The following is an 18726-nucleotide window of genomic DNA, read 5'->3' as shown; positions in this document are numbered from 1 at the left end:
GTTCCGCCGTCGATGAGGAGCGAAGTAGCCGCCTGGAAGCCGTCGCTGCCGGATTCAACATGGAACGTGCCGTCCTCGATAAGCAGATACCCTTTATCGGTCTTGTCCCCGTCATAAGTCGTCTTGAAGCCGTCCCCGCCGGCGTTGACGTTGATCGTGCCCGCTTTGACGGCGGCCAGATCGCGGCCGATGATGCCGTCGTCCGCTGCGTTGACGCTCAGCGTACCGCTGACGATTTTCAGATCGTCCTTGCTGGTGATGCCGTCCTTGTAATTCCCCTGCACGGTCAGCTGGCCGGTGCCGTTAATCGTCAGATCGTCCTGGCTGAACAGGGCAGCCGTCGGCGCCTCATCGGACGTATCCGCGTACTTCGTGCCGTCCGACAGTGTGTTCTGCGTCCCTTTCGGCAGTGTCAGCACCGTTTTGCCGGCTTGCTTAACCTGGATCGCCGGGCCGTCCGAGCTCGCGATTTGCGCTCCGTTCAGCACCAAACGCACGATGTCGTCTTTACCAGCATCGACCACAATACTGCCACCTTGCAGCTTGCCGCTGATCACATACGTTCCGGCCGAGGATATTGTTACATTGCCTCCGCTGGACTTTGCGCCTGCGCCCGTCACGGTCGCGTCCGTCCCGTTCAGCTTGATGACCGTGGAGTCGCCGGCTGACCAGTCCACCGTCGTATCATCGGCATCATACTCCACCAAGTCCTTGATTTTCAAGCTGGCCAGCTTCGCGTTCGCTTCGCTCGCATTCACCGTCGTCGTTGCCGTCGCCTCGGTCGCCGTGCCGTCCGCCGCTGTCGTCGTATTGCTCGCCGCATTAGTCGTGCACCCGGAGGCCAGCATGGCCGACAGGATCAGAATCGCGGCAAATTTCATTTTATAGGAATGTTTCATCGGATCATCCTCGTTTCGTTTAATATTCCTGCACCGCAGGGTTCATCGTCAGCGTAATGTCCAGATTGCCGTTGCGGGTCCGGATCGCGTCCAGAAATTCCTTCTGATTCGTCTGCGGCCCCATTTTCACCGAGTACACCACCTCATAGAGGCTGCCGAGCTCGGTGGTCTTGACCTTTTTCAGCTCATACTCGACGTTGTGCTTGCGGAAAATCTCCTCAAATGCCTCCTCGTAACCGAGGTTTTCCGGGATGGTCACCTTGAGCGTTTTGATCGCGTCTTTGCGGGTGCCGAATTTGATCAGCTTCAATACGTACATCAGCACGCAGAGGATCACGGTAAACAGCACAGCATACCCAAAGGCGCCAACCCCGGCGGATAACCCTGCCGCCATCGAGAACAGAACATAGGAGATGTCCTTCGAATCTCCCGGCGCACTCCGGAACCGGATGATCGAGAAGGCGCCGGCCAGGCTGAACGCCCGGGCGATGTTGCTGCCGATCAGCATAATAATGATGGCCACGATCGCCGGCAGCACCATCATCGTTAAGGTGAAGCTCGGCGAATAGGCAGGCTGTGTTTTCATGTAAGTGAAGCTGATAATGGCACCCAGTACGATGGCGATGGCCAGCGTCAGAAGCGCATGAGATAACGATAAGGTCGTGTCCGCAGCGGACGAATTTAAAATAGAATCGATCATAAAACAGCTCTCTCCCTTTCCACAACTGGTGCATTCGCATGGCGTATCGATTTCTTATACTCGTTCCCGTATTTGGAGAAGCTTGTACGGTACATCTGATGCTCGGAGAGCATTTTGGACAGCCAGACCGGAACGGTCTTCTCGGCCTTGACCTCCATCAGCCACTGTCCCCGCTCCATCAGCTGATCCCCGTAATCCCCGGCCTCTAGCGCAAGATCGTACCGCCGCGAGCGGATGTTGGTGTCGAAGGTGATCCGCAGATCCCGGTTCCCCTTGCAGAACAAGGCGATGCGGTCGTATGCCAGATACACCATCGGTTTCAGCTCGTACCGGCTCAGAAAATACTCGATTTCGCTGACCACCTGGCGGTTCATGCCCTTTCGGAACTCCGGCGGCACCCCCGTCCGGACGAATTCGTATGCCTCATGAAGCTTGAGTGAAGTTCTTCTTTTGTTCACCAGGCCGAACACCTTCTTCTTCAGCTCCAGATATACCTTGGCATCGCTCTCCGGCACGCCGTACGACCGGATCCGCAGTTTTTCCCGGTACTTGGGCTTGGCCAAACTCGTACGAATGAGCGTATGATGCTCCGTATCGTAGTACAAGTTGCTGATGGTGTAGAACTTGTTGTCTTTGTTGTTTTCATCCGGTTCCATATATGCCATCAGGTCGTTGTAAATGTTGTAAAAAGCCTTGGTGTCCATCAGATACTTGTTCTCATACCGATTAAACACTTCAATAGCCATCGTCATGTCGCTCCTTTCGTTTATGCAGATTCACCCGGGCTCATCGCCCTTCATGTTTGTAGCTTAATGGCTTAACCTTTAACGAATCTTAAACATTGCGATAACATCCCGTTTACATGCCGATTACAAAACAAGTGCACCATTGTACAATAAGGGACAAGCGAAGGAGCTGAGGTTCAGGTCCGTCCGACCGCAGCCCGAAAGGCCGCCGTTCAAGGCGTTAAAGGTTGATTAAAGGTTCGCTTCTTATAATTAAGGGACAATAACGCTGCACTAGAGGTATGAAGGAGATTACGATCATGCGGATATTAATTGTGGAAGACGAGGTTAACCTGGCCGAGGCACTGACCCAGATTTTGAAGAAAAACCATTACTCCGTCGATGCCGTCCACGACGGCCAGACGGGACTGGATAACGCCCTCAGCGGGATCTATGATCTGCTGCTGCTCGACATCATGCTGCCGGGGATGGACGGAATTACACTACTGAAGACGATCCGGGCCGAAGGCATCGCAACACCGGTCATCATGCTCACTGCCAAGGGCGAAATTACGGACACGATTACGGGGCTGGACTGCGGGGCCGACGATTATGTCGCCAAACCGTTCTCGACGGGCGAGCTGCTTGCCCGGATCCGGGCGGCGCTGCGCCGCAAAGGCGAGGTTGTCCCCGAGGATGGCCTGAAATTCGGCGATATCGAGCTGAACACGTCCACGCTCAAGCTGAGCTGCAACGGGAAGGAATTGAAGCTGATTTTGAAAGAGTGTGAGCTGCTCGAACTGCTGATGCTGCGAAAGTCGGCGGTGACGTCCAAGGAGCAGATGATCGAGAAGCTGTGGGGTTTTGACTCCGATGCGGAACACAATAATGTGGAAGTGTATATTTCGTTTCTGCGGAAAAAGCTGGCGTTCCTGAACGCCTCGGTTCGGATCAGCACGATCCGGGGCGTCGGCTATGTATTGGAGGCGACTTCTTAATGTTCAAGAAGCTGCGCAACCGGTTCCTGCTGATGAACATGGTCATCATCACCATCATCATGCTGGTCGCCTTTGCCACGATTTACGTCATTACTTATCAAAACGTGCGCCGCGATATCGGCATGGAACTGGAGCGTGTCTCGGAGTTTTACCACAAGGATGGCGGGCCCGGAAAGCAAAGCCCGGGGAAAGGCTCCGGGCAGGGCGGGGCTTCGCTGGCGCAGACCGGAAGCGGCGGTAAAACGGGCAGCCTGTCCGGCACGGGCGATAGCGCCGCACAGACCCAGGGTTCCCGAGGCATCGGCGGAGAGCTGCCTGCCACGGGAGATACCGATCTACGCCGCCCCCGGGAAGGGCAGATCCCCCCGCCGGAGCTGTCGGTATCCTTCGAGCTGAAGACCGACCGGGAGTGGAATCTCCTGTCCAAGAACACGAGGTTTGATATGGAGGATACGTTCTATGAGACGGCCAAGGAAGAGGCGGCTTCCAAGCCCGTCCGCGACGCCCAGTTCACCCTCGAAGGAACGCGCTGGGCTTACAGCGTTCAGCAGACTCCCAGCGGCTATTCCATTGTATTCCTGGACGTGACGGCACAGCTGAAAATCATCACCAACCTGATCTACACCTTTTCCATCGTGGCGCTGGTCATGCTGGCGGTCATCTATCTGACGAGCCGATATTTCGCCAACCGGTCTATCGAGCCGGTCCGCGAAGCCTTCGACAAGCAGAAGCAGTTTATCGCGGACGCCTCGCATGAGCTGAAGACGCCGCTTGCGGTCATCAACACGAACGCAGATGTGCTGCTGGCCAACAGCGACGAGACGATCCGGTCGCAGTCGAAATGGCTCCAGCATATCAAATCGGAGACCGAGCGCATGAAGACGCTCACGAACGATCTCCTGTACCTGACGCAGATGGACGATGCGCGGGGCCATATGATCTTCGTGCCGTTTGATCTCAGCGAAGCCGTCGAAAGCGTCATTCTTACGATGGAAGCGGTCATTTTCGAAAAGGAGCTGTCCTTCACTTACGATATCGAGCCGCGTCTGACTTTAACCGGCAGCAGTGAGCAGATCAAGCAGGTCGTCATGATCCTGCTGGACAACGCCATCAAATATACCAATCCACGGGGCTCGATCCATCTGAGCCTGAAGAAGCAGCATAACCATCTGCTGCTGCGGGTGACGAATACGGGCGAGGGCATCGCCCCAGAGCATTTAGACAACATCTTCGACCGGTTCTACCGCGTCGACGCCTCACGCTCCCGCAAGCACGGCGGATATGGCCTTGGCCTGGCGATCGCTAAATCGATCGTCGAGCAGCATAAAGGGAAAATGTCCGTGAAGAGCGTGCCGAACGAGAAAACGACGTTTGATGTGCAGCTGGGGTGAGCAGTACAGCCATTGAACAAGGGACCGGTAAGCGACCGACTGTAACGATAGCGAGATAGAATAAATAAAGGCACCCGTTGGGGTGCCTTTTTTACATATAAAAAAGTATAAGCTTCGGAGACTCCAGCGCAATCCTTGCTCACTAAGAGAAGCCGCCATGTCACAGCCTAATGCCGCTACTTCTGCCCGTCCTTCTCCGCCAGCTGCTGCTGGGCCAGCCGGATCATCTCGCGGACCATCGAGCCGCCGATTTTGCCTCCGACATGGCCGACCGATTCCGTCGTGAGCTCGCCGTTGCCGTCCGGACTGAGCGGCACGCCGAGGTCTTTGGCCACTTCGTACTTTACGTCATCCGGCCGGTTCGGGTCCACGTCATACCCTTCGCGCCGCATGACTTCTGCTTTAAACGTCTGCATGTCCCTGGCAACCCCTGGCACCGCGTATTTTCGGTTTCTTCTGGACATCCTAGCTTCATCTCCCCACTTGTTTTCCCTTAACATGCCCGGAGACAGCCAGGTCCATCCTCCCTAAGCGCTGCCTGTTCCTGCCTTCCTGTATGAAGGCTTTAGTATGGGATCAATCCAGAAGGTATCTTTAACGCTTAAACATTTGCATAGCCTGCCAAGTTAAACCGCTGTCCTGCCCTTTGTACACATGCGGCGAAAGCAAGGAACGCTTGGCTTTGGAACTGCTCCTTCCGGGACACCAATCGTGTGGTCACAAATTGGTATTGTTCGGGAACCGGATACATGCGAACACCATCTTCATCCGCAGTCGCAGTAACCGCCATCCGGGTCAGAAACGCACTGCCGATTCCCGCACGAACGCAATTTAGCATGGTCTCCAAAGTGCTGACCTCGATCATATTCACACATTGTTCCTCTTGGCTATGGAGCCAATCTTCGTTCGCAGCACGCAGTGGGCAGCCCTTCGGAAACACGACCCATGCAGGATTCCCCGTCTTAGCAAATGCTTCTGTTCCTTGACCTGCAGGCGTTAGGAGCACCACTTCTTCCTGTATTTCAAAGGCGACCTGCAGTGAGGACAGTTCAAACTCTCCGGTCAAGAAGGCGCCGTCCAAGCGCCGATCCAGAACTTTCTCGTAATTTTCCTTCGAAGTTGCAGTCACCAAAGACAGGCTCACCTCAGGGTATTGGGTCTGAAATTCGGACAGCGCCTGAATAAATGGGGCCGTTGAAGCTATCGTCTCCACCACGCCGATCGACAGTGGACCGCAAGGATAGTCAGGCTCCTTGACAGCCTTGGCTGCCTCCTCGGCCAGCATGAGAATGTCCGAGGCATATTGATACAAAACAAGTCCTTTCTCGGCGAGGACTACCCCCTTCGGTGTCCTAAGAAACAGCTGCGCCCCCAACTCCGATTCCAGCTTTCGCACCCTTGTAGTGAGGTTGGACTGTACATAGCCCAGCTTCTCAGCTGCGCGGGTAATGCTGCCTTCCTTCACAATAGCCATAAACACTTTCAAGTCGTTAGCTCCATCTCCCGGTATTGAACAGGCAGGATACAATCATCTCAGGTCAACAGCCAGGTGTAACGAAAGTCCGCTATCAAAAAAATAAAGGGAGGTTTTTTAAATATGAAGCAATATCCGAAACTTTTTAACGGTTATATGCTAGGTACCCTACCGCTTCCGAATCGGGCGGTTCTGGCGCCGATGACACGCACCAGTGCGGAGCCGAACGGAGTGGCTAACGATCGTATGGCACGTTATTATTCCCGTTTTGCAAAAGGGGGATTCGGCTTGATCATCACGGAGGGACTGTACCCGGATGAGGAATTCAGCCGGAGTTATCATCATCAGCCCGGTATCGCCAGCATAGCACAAGCCGATTCGTGGATACCGATCATTGAGGCCGTGCACCGGGAAGGTGGGAAAATCATTGCCCAGTTGATGCATGCAGGCGCGTTAGTCCAGCATCATGCTTTCACTCCGATCGCACCGTCTGCGGTGCAGCCTGTTGGAACGATGCTGGAGGATCACGGGGGCAGCGGTGAGTTCGCTGTTCCAAAGGCTATGACGCTGGCAGAGATTCAAAGAACGATCGAAGGGTTCAAGCAGGCCGCTCTCCGCGCTAAGTACGCCGGATTTGACGGTGTGGAGATTCATGCCGCCAACGGCTATCTTCTCGATCAGTTTATTACGGATTATACAAACCGGCGCACGGATGATTATGGCGGCCCAACAATCCGGCGCATCCGCTTCGCAGTAGAAGTCCTTAGAGCCATCCGCTCCGCCGTTGGCCCGGATTATTTGGTCGGCGTTCGCATTTCGCAAGGGAAGGTGAACGATTTTGACCACAAATGGGCTCATGGGGAAGAAGATGCAAAAATCATCTTCGGAGAATTGGCCGCAGCTTCCGCCAGTTACCTTCATACGACCGAGTATAAGGCATGGATGCCCGCCTTCTCGGATGGGGGGCCGACCCTTGCAGAGCTCGCCAAACGATACAGCGGCCTTCCCGTGATCGCCAATGGAAAACTGGGTGATCCTGAAAGGGCTGAACAAATGCTTATTGCAGGAGCAGCCGATCTGATCGCCGTCGGAACCAGCGCACTGGCCAATCCGGATTGGGTGAACAAGATACGGGAGGGGGGCACGCTGCGAGCGTTTGATCACCGTTTTCTCCAGCCGATGGCCACTTTAAAGGAAGAGGAAGTATTGGGCTAAGACGTGTTCCTACAAAAAAAGGGCCAGCTCCGCTGGTCCTTTCTCATGATCTTATATCAGGTTCCGCAATAGGTCCGATACCCGTACGTCGTCTCCGGTACGACGGCATACTCGGCCTGTTCCGGCGTATGCGCGTAAGGATCGGCCAGAACCTGCAGCAGCTGGTGCATCACTTCGTAATCACCGTCCTGCTCCGCCGCCTCCAGCGCTTCTTCCACCCGGTGGTTCCGCGGAATGACCGCCGGATTGCTGTCCCGCATCAATTGATGCGCAGCCTCTTTAGTTTCGGGCTGCCGGTCAAGCCTTGCCTGCCAGCGCGTATGCCAGGCATCGAACTCTTCGATGCCATGCAGCGGAGTTCCCTCAAACCGGTCAAACGTTAAGGCAAGAAACGTATTGGTGTAGTCGGCGCGATGCGTCTTCATGAGCCCCAAGAGTTCTTCGATGAGAGCCTCGTCCTCCGGTTCTTCATGGAAGATCCCAAGCTTCGCCCGCATCCCTGCAAGCCAGTATTCATTAAACAGACCAGCAAAAGTCTCGACCGCATTCTCCGCCAGTTTAACGGCCTGCTCCTCGTCCTCATGCAGCAGCGGCAGCAAGGCTTCCGCCAATCGGGCGAGATTCCAGGAGCCGATGTACGGCTGGTTGCCGTAGGCATACCGGCCTTGTGAGTCGATGGAGCTGAACACGGTGGCCGGATCGTAGGTATCCATAAAGGCGCACGGACCGTAGTCGATCGTTTCCCCGCTGAGGGTCATGTTGTCCGTATTCATGACGCCGTGGATGAATCCGACAGCTGCCACTTCGCGATCAGAGCGGCCTGGCGCGAAACGTGCCGACGCGGATATGGCTCGCCGCCACGCGGGTCAAAATCGCGCCCGGCAGCTCTTCCTCGCGGGTAATGGACTGACCTGTGGCCGTCACGACCAAGCTGCGGGTCGTCGGAATGCCAAGGCCATGCATGGCCTCGCTGATGATGTATTCACGCAGCATCGGCCCCAAGGCCGCTCGTCCGTCGCCACCACGGGAGTATGGCGTTCGGCCCGCTCCTTTGAGCTGAATATCCACTCGCTTGCCCTCGGTGTGACCTGCTCGCCCAGCAGGACCGCCCGCCCGTCGCCCAGCATCGTAAGATGGCCGAATTGATGCCCTGCGTATGCCTGAGCGAGTGGCTGCGCCCCTTCCGGAATGCGGTTTCCCGCCAGTTCCGCAGCTCCTTCATCGCTCATGAGCGCCTGAGCGTTTAAACCGAGCGACGCCGCCAGCGGCTCATTGAATGCCACGATCCGCGGCGAACGAACCGGCACCGGATCCTGCCGGGTATAAAACAGATCCGGCAGCCCGGCGTAGCTGTTGTCTAAATGCCATCCCGCCTCCAGTTTTCCTTGTGTATCCGTCATAAAGGTCTCCTTTTTCAATCCTAGTCAAATCATTCTTCGCATGATGACAGCCTGATTGTCTTATGGCCAAGGCCGGTTCCACTGCTTCATATCCTGTGCCGTATCAAATTTATTATGCGGCCCAGAACTGCAGCAGCCAAACTATGCCTGGTTCTTCCATTATAAAAGAACACAGCGGTGGAAACCATGATGCGCTTCGGCCGGTTCAACGCAAACAGCCCTGCCATTCGTGTTGAATGACGGGGCTGGCTACACAGGGTGGCCGTTGATCGGCGGATACGTTGGTCCTACCCTTTATCCTTTGATTTTAATGATACCGGACTCTCGCTCACGCTCTTTGTCTTCTTCTTTATCCTCACCGACAAGGTCCCTGGCGGACGACTTGAATTCGGAGAGCGTGCGTCCCACCGCACGGCCCAGCTCCGGCAGCTTGGAGGGACCGAACAAAATCAGCACGACGACCAGAATCATCATCAACCCGGCAAATCCTACGTTTTGAAACATAGCCAATCAGCTCCTTCTCATTTGTCATGGAGAACATTCCGCCTTAGCGAAATCCGTGCTCCTGCCTCACTTCTTCTTCGAATCCGGCTTCACGGCCACCGCTTCGATCTCAATCAGCCAGTCGGAACTCACCAGGCTCGCCACGCCTACCGTTGAGCGGGCCGGCTTTACCGGATTGGCTTCGGTATTAAAGAACTGCGCATAGGCATCGAACCAACCCGTATAGTCAAACGTGCCGCCCTTCTGGGCGTCAGGGGCGATGTATACCCGCAGGTAAACGACATCTTTCAGGCCAAGGCCCTGCTCCTTCAACTGCTTTTCGATTTCCTTCAAAATGCCGATGCCCTGCGTTTTCGTATCCCCGTAGCGTTCATAGACCGTCTTGCCGTCCTTGTTCAGTACCGGCGGGACGGTGCCGCTCGTGAACAAGTACGATGCGCCTTCGGGAACGACCACGCCGCTGGATATGGACGACGACGGGCTTCCGTAAAATGCCGGCGCCGGCGCCGTCTTGATCGGCTTGGCCGGTTTCGCCGGGGTATGGGCGGCGCTGTCGGCATATGCCGTGACGCTGACGGTGCCAAGCAGAGCCGTCATCAGCAGCGCCGTTTTCATTTTTTTCATCATAAAAGACCAGCCCCTTCTAGATATGGATCTATGATTTCATGACACGCTGATGGATATCGGTGACCACTTCGCGGGCGGACTCGATCGCTCCGGCCTGCCAAGCGGTAATGTAGCTGATATGCTCACCGGCCAGGTAAATCCGGTTGTCAGGCTTGCACAGTGTCGGATAGTACGTTTTGCGGTCGTTTGCTGAGTATGAAACCCAGCCGCCCTCTTGATACTTGATCGTTTTCCAGTTGATCGAATAGGAGGATTCGAACTCTTTTGGATACTGCGGATGGATCTTGGCCCCCTGTGCCAGCGCCAGCTTCTCACGCTCAGCGTACGACATGGCCCCGAGCTTGTCGGCAACCCCGCCGTAGGCATAGTAGCCGAGGAGGACTCCCTTTTTCCCGAAATAATCGGTCGGCGGGTAATAAATCTGCGTAATGTCCATATTCGTCAAGCTGCTGCCCCCGTACAGGTGCTCATCCTCTTCCCAGAAGCGCCGCTTGAACTGCAGCCCGATCTTTCCGGCAGAGGCGTAGTTGATGCTCTGAATCGCCTTGGACATTTCGGGGGAAAAATCAGCGGGGATCTTCTTCAGCACGGATAACGGAATGGTGCAGATGCAGTAATCCCCTTTGACCTCCTGCTCCCGGCCGGATGCCATGTCGGTGTACACGATTCTCACGCCCGACGAGGACTGGCGGATCTCCTTGACCTCGGCCCGGAATTTGATCCGATTGCCAACCCGCTTCTCGAACGCCTTCGCAATAGCGTCCATCCCGCCGATCGGGTGGAACATCATCATCTGCTGGTCGTATTCGTACTCATTGCTGAAATACTTGCCGAAGCCGGAGTTGATGATCGACTTTAGATCGAACGGATCGCGGAGAACCCCGGCATCAAGCCGGCTCCCCGGCTCATCCTTGTATCCGCCGCGCTGCGAGCCTTTGTAGAACAAATCGGGGTTCAGGTCCCCCTCCACCTTTAAGTAATCGACGAGCTTCATCTTCTCTTCAGCCGTGAGCGGAAGATCGAGCGCGTTCTGGTCAACCGCCTTGGCGAGCATTTCCGCGACGTAGCCGCGTACGTCCGCTTTGGCAGCCCGTTTCGGCACCTTTTGACCGGATAAAGGGCCGACGTTTTCGTTGTAGTAATAGCCGCTTTCGTTCACGTTGTTGAACGGTTCGATCGCAACGCCGAATTTCCGGCAGTACTCCAGGGTGACATGGAACTGCGGAATGCGCATTGGGCCGGCATTGAAATACAAGCCCTTATCGAAGCGGGACGTTTGGGTACCCGAACCGATTTCTGCCTCTGACGTGCCGCCGCGTATGGTCCAGCATCGGCCGCCAGCCCGGCTTTTTGCCTCGAGAATCGTGCAGTCGTACCCGGCCAATCCCAGTTCGTACGCTGCCGTCATGCCGGCGATCCCGGCGCCGAGAATGATGATTTTTTTACCGCCCCGTCCGCTTAAGTGCAGATCATTCGGGCCCGGCGGCTCATATTCGGCGGCCTTCATCGTCTCCGGCGACAGCAGTCCCATCGTTCCCATCAGGCTGAAGACGGCAACGGATCCCCCTACTTTGCCGACGGTCGACAGAAATTGTCTGCGGGTCATCTCTTTCGGTTGCTCCTTGATTGTCACCTCGATCACTCCTTCGCTAGTGGAATGGAACCTCTTGAGGCGATCTTAGCAAAGAAATTTAGTTTTCGGTGAATTTGTGTAAGGATTTCTTACAAGAATTTTTTATTTTTAAAAACGGATTGCATTTTTAATGGGTTTTCCTTAAAATCATGTCATAATTCCTTCCACAAACATCTGTTGGTGTGTCTCTTCTCTTTGTTTTATCTTCTTCTAGGTTTGAATCCTGGCTGTTTCTGTAATGGTCCGGGGTTAACTATACTTGCACAGGAGGTAAAAAGCATGGAGAGCAAGGTGATGAGCATTGGGGTCGTCTGCGAGCTGACCGGCTTGTCGGAACGCCAAATCCGGTATTACGAGGAACGGAAACTGATCTTCCCGGAGCGAACGAAAGGAGGTAACCGCCGATATTCTTTTGAAGACGTAAAGGCCATTCAGGACATTTATCAAAAAATGCAGGAGGGATTTAATACGCTGGAACTGAAGGAAATGAAAAAATCGAAAACGCCGCGCTGCACGCCGGCCTTCCGGTAACGGACATGACTTGGGAGGAGTGATTTTCGCCTATGGAAGCGAAAAATACGATGACCCTGCTCGGGCATATCGCCGAGCTTAGAAAACGGATCCTTTGGATCGCCGCCGTATTCATCGTCAGTATGGCAGCCGGCTTGTTTGCAGCCCCTCATATCCTGACGCTGCTGCGGAAGCATTCCCCACTCCACGTCGCATGGAACGTCTTCTCGCCATGGGACGGACTGCGGATTTATATGAGCATTGCCGTGGTACTGTCGCTGCTGCCGACCATACCCTTTGGCATGTACCAGATTTGGCGGTTTGTCAGCCAGGGACTCAAGCCTGGCGAGCAAAAGGCGGCGGTCCGCTACATTCCGTTCTCTGCATCATGCTTTCTGGTGGGCGTGGCCTTTGCGTATTTCGTCGTCTTTCCGATGAGCCTGCGCTTTACAGCCGGCATCAACCGTCAGATCGGCCTTGTGGAGACCTATGGGGTATCCCAGTACTTCGGGTTTATGTTCAATATCATGATCCCGCTCGCCATTGCCTTCGAACTGCCCGTGATCGTTATGTTTCTGGCCCGGATCGGGATCTTAAACCCGTCGATTCTAAAAGGAATGAGGCGTTATGCGTACGTCGTTCTGGTTGCCGTGGCTGCACTCATCTCGCCGCCTGACCTCGTCTCCCCATCTCATGGTGGCTGTTCCGCTCATCGCCTTGTCGAAATCAGCGCTTGGCTGACCGGTTGGGTGCATCGCAAGAAGCAGCGTGCGAAAGAAGCATTGGAGCATGCCGTCACGGATGGCTCCTATTCGGCAACCTAAAAGTACGGAAATGGAACTGCCCCCTATGACATAAAAGGAAGCTGGCTCCCTGCGAGGGAACAGCTTCCTCTTGATTTTTTGGCGCGATATGGCTGGGATTCCATCCCCGCTCACGCGTTCATGGCGAATTTGTTGTCACGGGCCCTAGGCGTTAACTAGTCCGCGGACAAAGGTTTCAAAATCGGGCGCGAGCCGGGTGATCTTACGCCCGTTTGCCTGTTCTACATGCACAACCTCAGGCTCTCCATCGTTGCCGGAGCCGCGGTAATCCAGCATGACCACGCCGGACTCCTGCGGGCAGTCGCAAATGACGACGCCGAACTCCGGATAACCACCGTTCTCGATGATAGACCGGCTGCCGGAGGCCCCGCAGAGCGACTTGGCTTTGTCCCGGCCGATGCCGAACATGCCGTGAATCCGGACCCCGCTTGGCGCCCCATCTGCGGCTTCACCCAGCGGGAAGTACCTGCTGCGGGGAATGCCCCCATTATGTATTCTCATCATCTGCACATAAAACACCGGCAGCTTGAACACCAGTTCCTCCTGCACGGAATCGATCAGATCATCCGTCGGCGGAGCCGAAACGTACAATTCCGCATCGGGATCGGCGTCGTTCCAGAAGTTGTTGATATCGAAACCCTCATTTGGCGAGCCATACTGCACATCTAAATTGGCTTCATCCGATGGGATGGCATTCACCGCAGCCACAGCCGCCGCGGCACCGTCCGTTTCATCGGTTTCCCCGGCTTCATCCGAGCCGCTGTTGTCTTCCGCCGAATCGTCTGAATCCAAATGATCATCCGTCTCTTCCTCGAATTCCCCGGCCTTCTTGGCACGGATCCATTCCAGAAACTCCAGGGTATCCTCATCCCCCGGCTCCAGCTCATCGGCACGAGTAAACTCCCGCTCGGCGTCATCGTACTGCTCCAGGTAATAATAGGCCAGTCCAATCCGGTAATGCCAGAGCGGATCTTCCGCCCCTTCCTCGGCAACAGTCAGAAACTGCTGCACCGCCTCCTCGTAGCGCTCCAGATTGTTCAGCGCCCGGCCTAAATGGCCGACCAGCTCATAATTCCGCTCCTCCGCAGGAATTTCCGTTACGGCCTCTACGATGCGTTCGTATTCATCCTCTTCATGCCATGTCTCCAGCTGTTCCAATAGATCCTCGCTCATCCTCATTCCCCCTGCGATATACTCTTGCTGTGATTATAGCATTTTCCGAAGGCGGTTCTCCAGGCCGCGGCAGCATCAAGGAGTTGCATAGTATTTATGAAAAAAGCGTCTATGATGTTAGACGCTCGTTTCGGCCAGGTTTTGCTGCTAAGGACTCTCATCCCATACAAAAAACCTACCGAAGGTATGTTGGATTTCACTCTACATACCTACCGTAGGTCCGTCAATACAATTTAATCATTCATAAGGGTAAAATGGCGCCCAATGATTTTACAGCGGCGGCTGCTGTACCCCCAGCTTCACCCATCCTTCCTTCGATGGCCCGTAGACGGCCGGTATGCCCAGTCCCGCTTGACGCATCAGAACCGTCGCTTGACCCCGATGATGCGCAATATGCTTGATCAGCCCCATCAGGATGGAGGCATTGGATTCCATTCGCCCAAAAGCATTCTGTTCCTTGCTAAGAGATTCATCGGTCCACTGCTCTTCCAGTGCCTTGGCGGCTGCCGAGCTGACCGTGCGGAAGGTATCCGCAATCTCTTTAGCGGAAGGGACTTCATCCGGATTTGCGACCTTATCCATCTTGATGCCGAATTCATTCAAATAGTCAGGGATATTCGAGACAAAATGCCAGGCGATCCTGCCCAAAGTACGTCCTTCCGAATAGACCTGCTGCCCCAGCGATTCATCCGTCAGCGCATCCAGAACCCCCTGCGTCAATTCGGCTTCCTTGTTCCATTCCTTAATAAAATCCTCTACCGTCACATACATCACATCTTCCTCCTTTTGATGGTTAAAGTTTCTTACGACCAGCCTCTGCTTCCTTTCGGCCTTTCATACGTCCATCTTAGCCCATATTGGTGACAGGGATTGTCATAGTTGCGAATTTTATTAAAAAAATCAGGAACGCAAAGAACCGACGCATGATCGCCATGAGTCGGTTATCGGTTAATCTCTTTACGTTTTTCGGTATATCCGAATCTACAACATATATTCCGCCATAATTTCCTCGATATCATAAGGAGTTACCCCTTGCTCCACAGAGAACACCGTATCGGCCTCCCCCGGAGTTTCGGTCAGCTCCCCGCGGGCCTTGGCATGGAGCGTGAACAGATCATATAGGTCCGGTTTCCGCAAAGTCGTCATCGCTTTGCCCATCAGGACCATCCCTTTTTGGTTCCCCTCGACGTTGTTGTAGTAGTACGGATGCCGGGTCAAAGACAGGTCCGTCCAGATCACCGTGCGTTCCACCAGATCCAAGATTACGGGGATAGCAATCTGCGTATCGGCGGTGACATCGATTTTGTTCGCAACCGTACCAAGCTCAAAAATTTCGCCGGACCCGGGCTTCTTCCGCATCATCCAGCCCGTAAAGCACTCCGGCAAATCGCAATACGGCTGGCTTGTGAACGAATGCAGCGTCGCTACAATATACCGTCCGCCATAATCGACGATGGAAGGAATGTGCAGATCGATAAACTCGCACGCGCCTTGAGGGGCCGTAACGATATCTCCGCTGTGCACAGCCCGGTACTTGGATGACCGCAAATTCGTATACGAAATATGCTCCACATACTGCCAGTCGCGGTCGTACATTACGGCGGACAGGTCGATGTCCACGCGCCCCGTCGGCTTGCCATCCACCAGGCCCTCTTTCCACCAGCTGAAGAACCGGATCGTATCTCCTTCCGCCATCGGCACCCGGCTGCCGCGCACGATCGTATGCAGCGCTTTGCTGGCAGAGCGCCCGGAGAACGGCACGAGGTAGCTTTGGAGCCGCTTATCGACATACACCTTCCCGAGCGGCGGCAGGGCAGAGAAGCGCCCGATCAGCGCCTGCTCGCATAGCTGCACGATGTCCCGGCATGCCTCCTCGTCAATCTCGGGAAGGTTGTTCCGAAGAGCAAACGCTTTGGCGACATTCCCTTTTGGAAAAAAGACGCGCAATTGCTGCCGTTCCCGGCGGCGGGCAAAATGGTTCTTTACCTGCAGCAGCACCGGCGTCGATACTTCCTTAACCACCTCGCCAAAAGCCAGCACGACATACTCCGTATGCTCGGTGGACCGGAGCAGATGATCGAGCCTTCTCGCCAGTTCGCCCGGGCGCTGCATCAGGAGATCGATCAGCGTCCAAACGTTCCGGAATTGGAAGGCCAGCTCCACACTTCCATTAAAGGTCGTGAACGGCTTGTCGTTGCGCAGGACGTCAAAGGCTTCCTCGCACCGCCGAAAGCGATGCTTATATTCGGAAGGATGCAGAATTTCGCCCAGCCGAATCCAGCGCTCCTTGTACCGCAGCATATCTTCCGTGATGGATTGGCACTTCTCGAGCAGTCCCAGCAGCAGCCGTCGCTCGCGCCGTTTGAATTTGCGGAAGCGCGTCGCCTCGGCCAGACTGACGTCGCCGTCCGACCATGCGGCTGCCAGCCGAAGGACATCGGTCGCTGTCCGAAAGTACCGTCCGATCTGCTCCAGATTGGCTTTGTCATGCTTCATTAAGGACGCAGCAATGAATGCCGCATTTTCCTTGAACGGGATGTCGTCCGGAAGAAGCACTTCCAAATCATCCGCGCCGGCAAACGCAATGACGTCATCAATATCCTGTTTGTCCCTATCGGAGATGGAGCCTTTGGCTTGAATCAACCGGGAGATCAGGCTCATGAACTCCGCCCGGCTCCCCAAATCAATCACTTTCAGGTTACCTTCATCCTCCAAGGGCAGCCGGTCCGCATGCCCATACGCCGGTACATCCAACGTCAGGTAATGATAAATCGCATTCAGATACAGCTCGGCATCGCTATGCTCCATGACCTGCATCGGAAAATCCGGGTACATCGGTTTAAACTTCACATGAGCCCCGACCATAACCTGTAAATCCGCAACCAGTTGTTGGTATAATGCTTCAAACTGCGCTTTGGACAGATCCTGCACCGCCCGCAGCAGGGCATACGAAAACGTATATCCCAGCGCTTCGATATTTTTCAGGGCGGATGCCAAATAGGCCTTCGGGAGCGGCTCGCCCCCCTGCCCTTGTTCCACGATCAGATGATTGGCTCTTCGTAAGTAGATGGTATTGATATTCATATTAAAGAGTCCAGGAAACCCATGCCCCTAATTTTTAATAAGGGTTATAGAAGGAAGGAGCATGATAGCCTGGACGCCTCCTCTCTGAATCGAAATCCTTCAGGGAAGCGGCGGCCCTATGTTCGCCAAATGAAGTTAGAAGGAAGGACCGCCATAGCCTGAAGGTCAAGGGCTTCGGGTTTTGCTGAACCCGAGCCTTTGATGTCCCTATCTTCCCATACTCCGAAGCGCGCCAACAGGGCGAAAGTATTACGATGTATGAAAAATCATCCAGATTTTTCCGATCACTCTCAGGCACCATTCCGGTTTCTACAGCTCTCCCTCCAAGAAAACGAACCAGATACGTACCGGGATGCTCGAGGAACTCTCCTAAAACGGCACAGGTCCGAATAGTTGTCATGCTCGACGTCATAGCAGCCGATCCATCCTTTTTTCTTCGGATTCCACATGAGCTGAAGATCCGAGTAGTTGTCTATGTCTGCCGATAGGCGCAGCAGCTTCTGCCGCCCGATCTTGATCGGGATCGTGTCGGTCAATGTGAAGAAATCGATATGCCGGATATCGTACTCATTGGGGGCTAACTCAAGGCGCAGACGGTCACCGGTTAACAGATCGACCAGCTCCTCCGGTAATTTATACGCTCTCAGCTCATGCTTCTTATTCGCCACGTCATGAAATTCCGGCGGTTCCAGCGATTTTAAATAATCGGCCAGGACTGCGTTCTTTTGGCTGACCGCGATCGTATACGGCCGTTCGCCGTCCTTTTCCGCTAACGTCACATCCGCGCCCCGCTCAATCAAATACTTGACCATATCGAAATTTCCGATGCGCGCGGCCACGGTTAACGGCGTTGCTTCGTATGGATAGACTTGATCCGGCTGGTTGTAGTTAATGTCCACCCCCTGATCGAGCAAATAATTGAGGGTTTTATAGTCATGATCGGACACCGCCTGGCGAAGTACAGCCCCGCCGTGCTGCTTGATATCGAGGCCCAGTTCCTGAATGAGCGGGATGTTGCTTTTGTTGCCATAGTAGGCCTGCGAATACGCGCCAGAGCCCACTCGATTAAGCATGTCCATTCTGGCACCCTGCGCGGCGATGTAGCGTACCATCCCCTCTTTTCCGTAACGGACAGCCCGCAAAAAAGCCGGACTCTGTGCGTCATTGAGATTGACGCCGTGCTCTACCAGCAGCTTAACTACATCCAGCCGTTCCGCGATCACGGCAAGGTCAAGCGGACTTAACGCGGTATACCGGCTAAGTACGATACCCTCCTCCATATCCCAACCCTCCGCGAGAGCATTCCGCAAAGCCGGAATATTCCCTTGATAGATATGCATTGCGATTTCTGGAACCTCCTCGAATTTCCCGATATCTTTCAACTGAATCATGGTTTCCTCTCCCCTGCCCGAATGATCAAACATGATTTATTTGTAAATTCGTAGACGGATCCCCTTGGCTGCATTAAGCTTAATATAATATCACTTGGGTCCATTTACCTGAATTATATTAAAAATGGAAGCGAGGTGCATGCCATTGACGACGATTGTTATGATCATCATTATCTTT

At 54.6% G+C, this 18726-nt stretch carries 16 protein-coding genes and 2 pseudogenes; 5 read left to right on the top strand and 13 right to left on the bottom strand.

From position 1 onward, the window contains the following. The 3 genes from CPT76_RS29625 to CPT76_RS29615 form a co-directional block, all read right to left on the bottom strand. Positions 1 to 899 (bottom strand): carbohydrate-binding domain-containing protein (locus tag CPT76_RS29625; protein ID WP_146116474.1); only part of this gene is annotated, 899 nt, incomplete at its 3' end. A 19-nt stretch (positions 900 to 918) separates the two neighbouring features. Continuing rightward, a complete protein-coding gene (locus tag CPT76_RS29620; RefSeq protein ID WP_105445422.1) occupies positions 919 to 1599 on the bottom strand; it encodes a DUF4956 domain-containing protein in 681 nt (226 codons plus the stop codon). Beyond that, complete coding sequence (locus CPT76_RS29615; protein ID WP_105445421.1) at positions 1596 to 2345, bottom strand: polyphosphate polymerase domain-containing protein; 750 nt, start codon at positions 2343 to 2345, stop codon at positions 1596 to 1598. Before CPT76_RS29615 ends, CPT76_RS29620 begins: the two co-directional genes overlap by 4 nt. Before the next feature lie 299 nt (positions 2346 to 2644). Between CPT76_RS29615 and CPT76_RS29610 the strand changes: the two genes are divergently transcribed. Further along, positions 2645 to 3322, top strand: a complete 678-nt coding sequence (locus CPT76_RS29610) for a response regulator transcription factor (protein WP_105445420.1) — start codon at positions 2645 to 2647, stop codon at positions 3320 to 3322. Then, positions 3322 to 4713 (top strand): sensor histidine kinase, encoded by a 1392-nt coding sequence (locus tag CPT76_RS29605; RefSeq protein WP_105445419.1) that lies wholly within the window; start codon positions 3322 to 3324, stop codon positions 4711 to 4713. The genes CPT76_RS29610 and CPT76_RS29605 overlap by 1 nt, the downstream gene beginning before the upstream one ends. Before the next feature lie 176 nt (positions 4714 to 4889). On the opposite strand, the gene CPT76_RS29600 is transcribed toward CPT76_RS29605, so the two are convergent. Next, on the bottom strand, positions 4890 to 5177 hold the full coding sequence (locus CPT76_RS29600) for an alpha/beta-type small acid-soluble spore protein (RefSeq protein WP_076172276.1): 288 nt from the start codon (positions 5175 to 5177) through the stop codon (positions 4890 to 4892). Positions 5178 to 5314: 137 nt separating this feature from the next. Beyond that, a complete protein-coding gene (locus tag CPT76_RS29595; RefSeq protein ID WP_258168990.1) occupies positions 5315 to 6193 on the bottom strand; it encodes a LysR family transcriptional regulator in 879 nt (292 codons plus the stop codon). 117 nt (positions 6194 to 6310) lie between these two features. On the opposite strand from CPT76_RS29595, the gene CPT76_RS29590 reads away from it, so the two are divergent. Further along, complete coding sequence (locus CPT76_RS29590; RefSeq protein WP_105445418.1) at positions 6311 to 7402, top strand: oxidoreductase; 1092 nt, start codon at positions 6311 to 6313, stop codon at positions 7400 to 7402. A 56-nt stretch (positions 7403 to 7458) separates the two neighbouring features. Here the strand turns inward: CPT76_RS29590 and CPT76_RS29585 are convergent. The 4 genes and pseudogenes from CPT76_RS29585 to CPT76_RS29570 all read right to left on the bottom strand — a co-directional run bounded on the left by CPT76_RS29585 (position 7459) and on the right by CPT76_RS29570 (position 11566). Then, positions 7459 to 8802 (bottom strand): annotated as a pseudogene (locus CPT76_RS29585) (protein adenylyltransferase SelO). A gap of 294 nt (positions 8803 to 9096) precedes the next feature. Continuing rightward, the gene (locus CPT76_RS29580) at positions 9097 to 9306 is read right to left on the bottom strand and encodes a twin-arginine translocase TatA/TatE family subunit (protein WP_076172284.1); all 210 of its coding nucleotides are present in this window, start codon (positions 9304 to 9306) and stop codon (positions 9097 to 9099) included. 66 nt (positions 9307 to 9372) lie between these two features. After that, positions 9373 to 9933 carry a RidA family protein gene (locus tag CPT76_RS29575; RefSeq protein WP_105445417.1) on the bottom strand — a complete coding sequence of 187 codons (561 nt, stop codon included), beginning with the start codon at positions 9931 to 9933 and terminating at the stop codon, positions 9373 to 9375. A 28-nt stretch (positions 9934 to 9961) separates the two neighbouring features. Further along, positions 9962 to 11566 (bottom strand): flavin monoamine oxidase family protein, encoded by a 1605-nt coding sequence (locus tag CPT76_RS29570; RefSeq protein ID WP_105445416.1) that lies wholly within the window; start codon positions 11564 to 11566, stop codon positions 9962 to 9964. Positions 11567 to 11845: 279 nt separating this feature from the next. Here CPT76_RS29570 and CPT76_RS29565 point away from each other — a divergent pair, with 279 nt between their 5' ends. After that, a complete protein-coding gene (locus CPT76_RS29565) occupies positions 11846 to 12097 on the top strand; it encodes a MerR family transcriptional regulator (protein WP_105445415.1) in 252 nt (83 codons plus the stop codon). Positions 12098 to 12129: 32 nt separating this feature from the next. Then, entirely contained in the window at positions 12130 to 12900 is a 771-nt protein-coding gene (gene tatC, locus CPT76_RS29560) for a twin-arginine translocase subunit TatC (protein WP_105445414.1), read from the top strand. Between the two features lie 144 nt (positions 12901 to 13044). Here the strand turns inward: tatC and CPT76_RS29555 are convergent, their stop codons facing one another. The 4 genes and pseudogenes from CPT76_RS29555 to CPT76_RS29540 form a co-directional block, all read right to left on the bottom strand. Continuing rightward, entirely contained in the window at positions 13045 to 14073 is a 1029-nt protein-coding gene (locus CPT76_RS29555) for an SMI1/KNR4 family protein (RefSeq protein WP_105445413.1), read from the bottom strand. A 270-nt stretch (positions 14074 to 14343) separates the two neighbouring features. Next, positions 14344 to 14844, bottom strand: a complete 501-nt coding sequence (locus CPT76_RS29550) for a DinB family protein (RefSeq protein WP_105445412.1) — start codon at positions 14842 to 14844, stop codon at positions 14344 to 14346. A gap of 210 nt (positions 14845 to 15054) precedes the next feature. Continuing rightward, a complete protein-coding gene (locus CPT76_RS29545) occupies positions 15055 to 17157 on the bottom strand; it encodes a TerD family protein (protein WP_105445411.1) in 2103 nt (700 codons plus the stop codon). A gap of 319 nt (positions 17158 to 17476) precedes the next feature. After that, a pseudogene (locus tag CPT76_RS29540) lies at positions 17477 to 18548 on the bottom strand (ankyrin repeat domain-containing protein); the annotation flags it as partial. Between the last annotated feature and the right edge of the window lie 178 nt (positions 18549 to 18726).

This window comes from Paenibacillus sp. AR247, from assembly GCF_002968895.1.
GTDB classification, from domain to species: domain Bacteria; phylum Bacillota; class Bacilli; order Paenibacillales; family Paenibacillaceae; genus Paenibacillus_AQ; species Paenibacillus_AQ favisporus.
Note: the sequence above shows the minus strand (reverse complement) of the source record. Positions and strands in the feature narration are given on the sequence as shown.

What these genes read in the sequence shown, in the direction of transcription:
- CPT76_RS29620 (WP_105445422.1), bottom strand. Translation starts at nt 1,599, where the DNA reads ATGATCGATTCTATTTTAAATTCGTCCGCTGCGGACACGACCTTATCG.
- CPT76_RS29615 (WP_105445421.1), bottom strand. Translation starts at nt 2,345, where the DNA reads ATGGCTATTGAAGTGTTTAATCGGTATGAGAACAAGTATCTGATGGAC.
- CPT76_RS29610 (WP_105445420.1), top strand. Translation starts at nt 2,645, where the DNA reads ATGCGGATATTAATTGTGGAAGACGAGGTTAACCTGGCCGAGGCACTG.
- CPT76_RS29605 (WP_105445419.1), top strand. Translation starts at nt 3,322, where the DNA reads ATGTTCAAGAAGCTGCGCAACCGGTTCCTGCTGATGAACATGGTCATC.
- CPT76_RS29600 (WP_076172276.1), bottom strand. Translation starts at nt 5,177, where the DNA reads ATGTCCAGAAGAAACCGAAAATACGCGGTGCCAGGGGTTGCCAGGGAC.
- CPT76_RS29590 (WP_105445418.1), top strand. Translation starts at nt 6,311, where the DNA reads ATGAAGCAATATCCGAAACTTTTTAACGGTTATATGCTAGGTACCCTA.
- CPT76_RS29580 (WP_076172284.1), bottom strand. Translation starts at nt 9,306, where the DNA reads ATGTTTCAAAACGTAGGATTTGCCGGGTTGATGATGATTCTGGTCGTC.
- CPT76_RS29575 (WP_105445417.1), bottom strand. Translation starts at nt 9,933, where the DNA reads ATGATGAAAAAAATGAAAACGGCGCTGCTGATGACGGCTCTGCTTGGC.
- CPT76_RS29565 (WP_105445415.1), top strand. Translation starts at nt 11,846, where the DNA reads ATGGAGAGCAAGGTGATGAGCATTGGGGTCGTCTGCGAGCTGACCGGC.
- tatC (WP_105445414.1), top strand. Translation starts at nt 12,130, where the DNA reads ATGGAAGCGAAAAATACGATGACCCTGCTCGGGCATATCGCCGAGCTT.
- CPT76_RS29555 (WP_105445413.1), bottom strand. Translation starts at nt 14,073, where the DNA reads ATGAGCGAGGATCTATTGGAACAGCTGGAGACATGGCATGAAGAGGAT.
- CPT76_RS29550 (WP_105445412.1), bottom strand. Translation starts at nt 14,844, where the DNA reads ATGTATGTGACGGTAGAGGATTTTATTAAGGAATGGAACAAGGAAGCC.
- CPT76_RS29545 (WP_105445411.1), bottom strand. Translation starts at nt 17,157, where the DNA reads ATGAATATCAATACCATCTACTTACGAAGAGCCAATCATCTGATCGTG.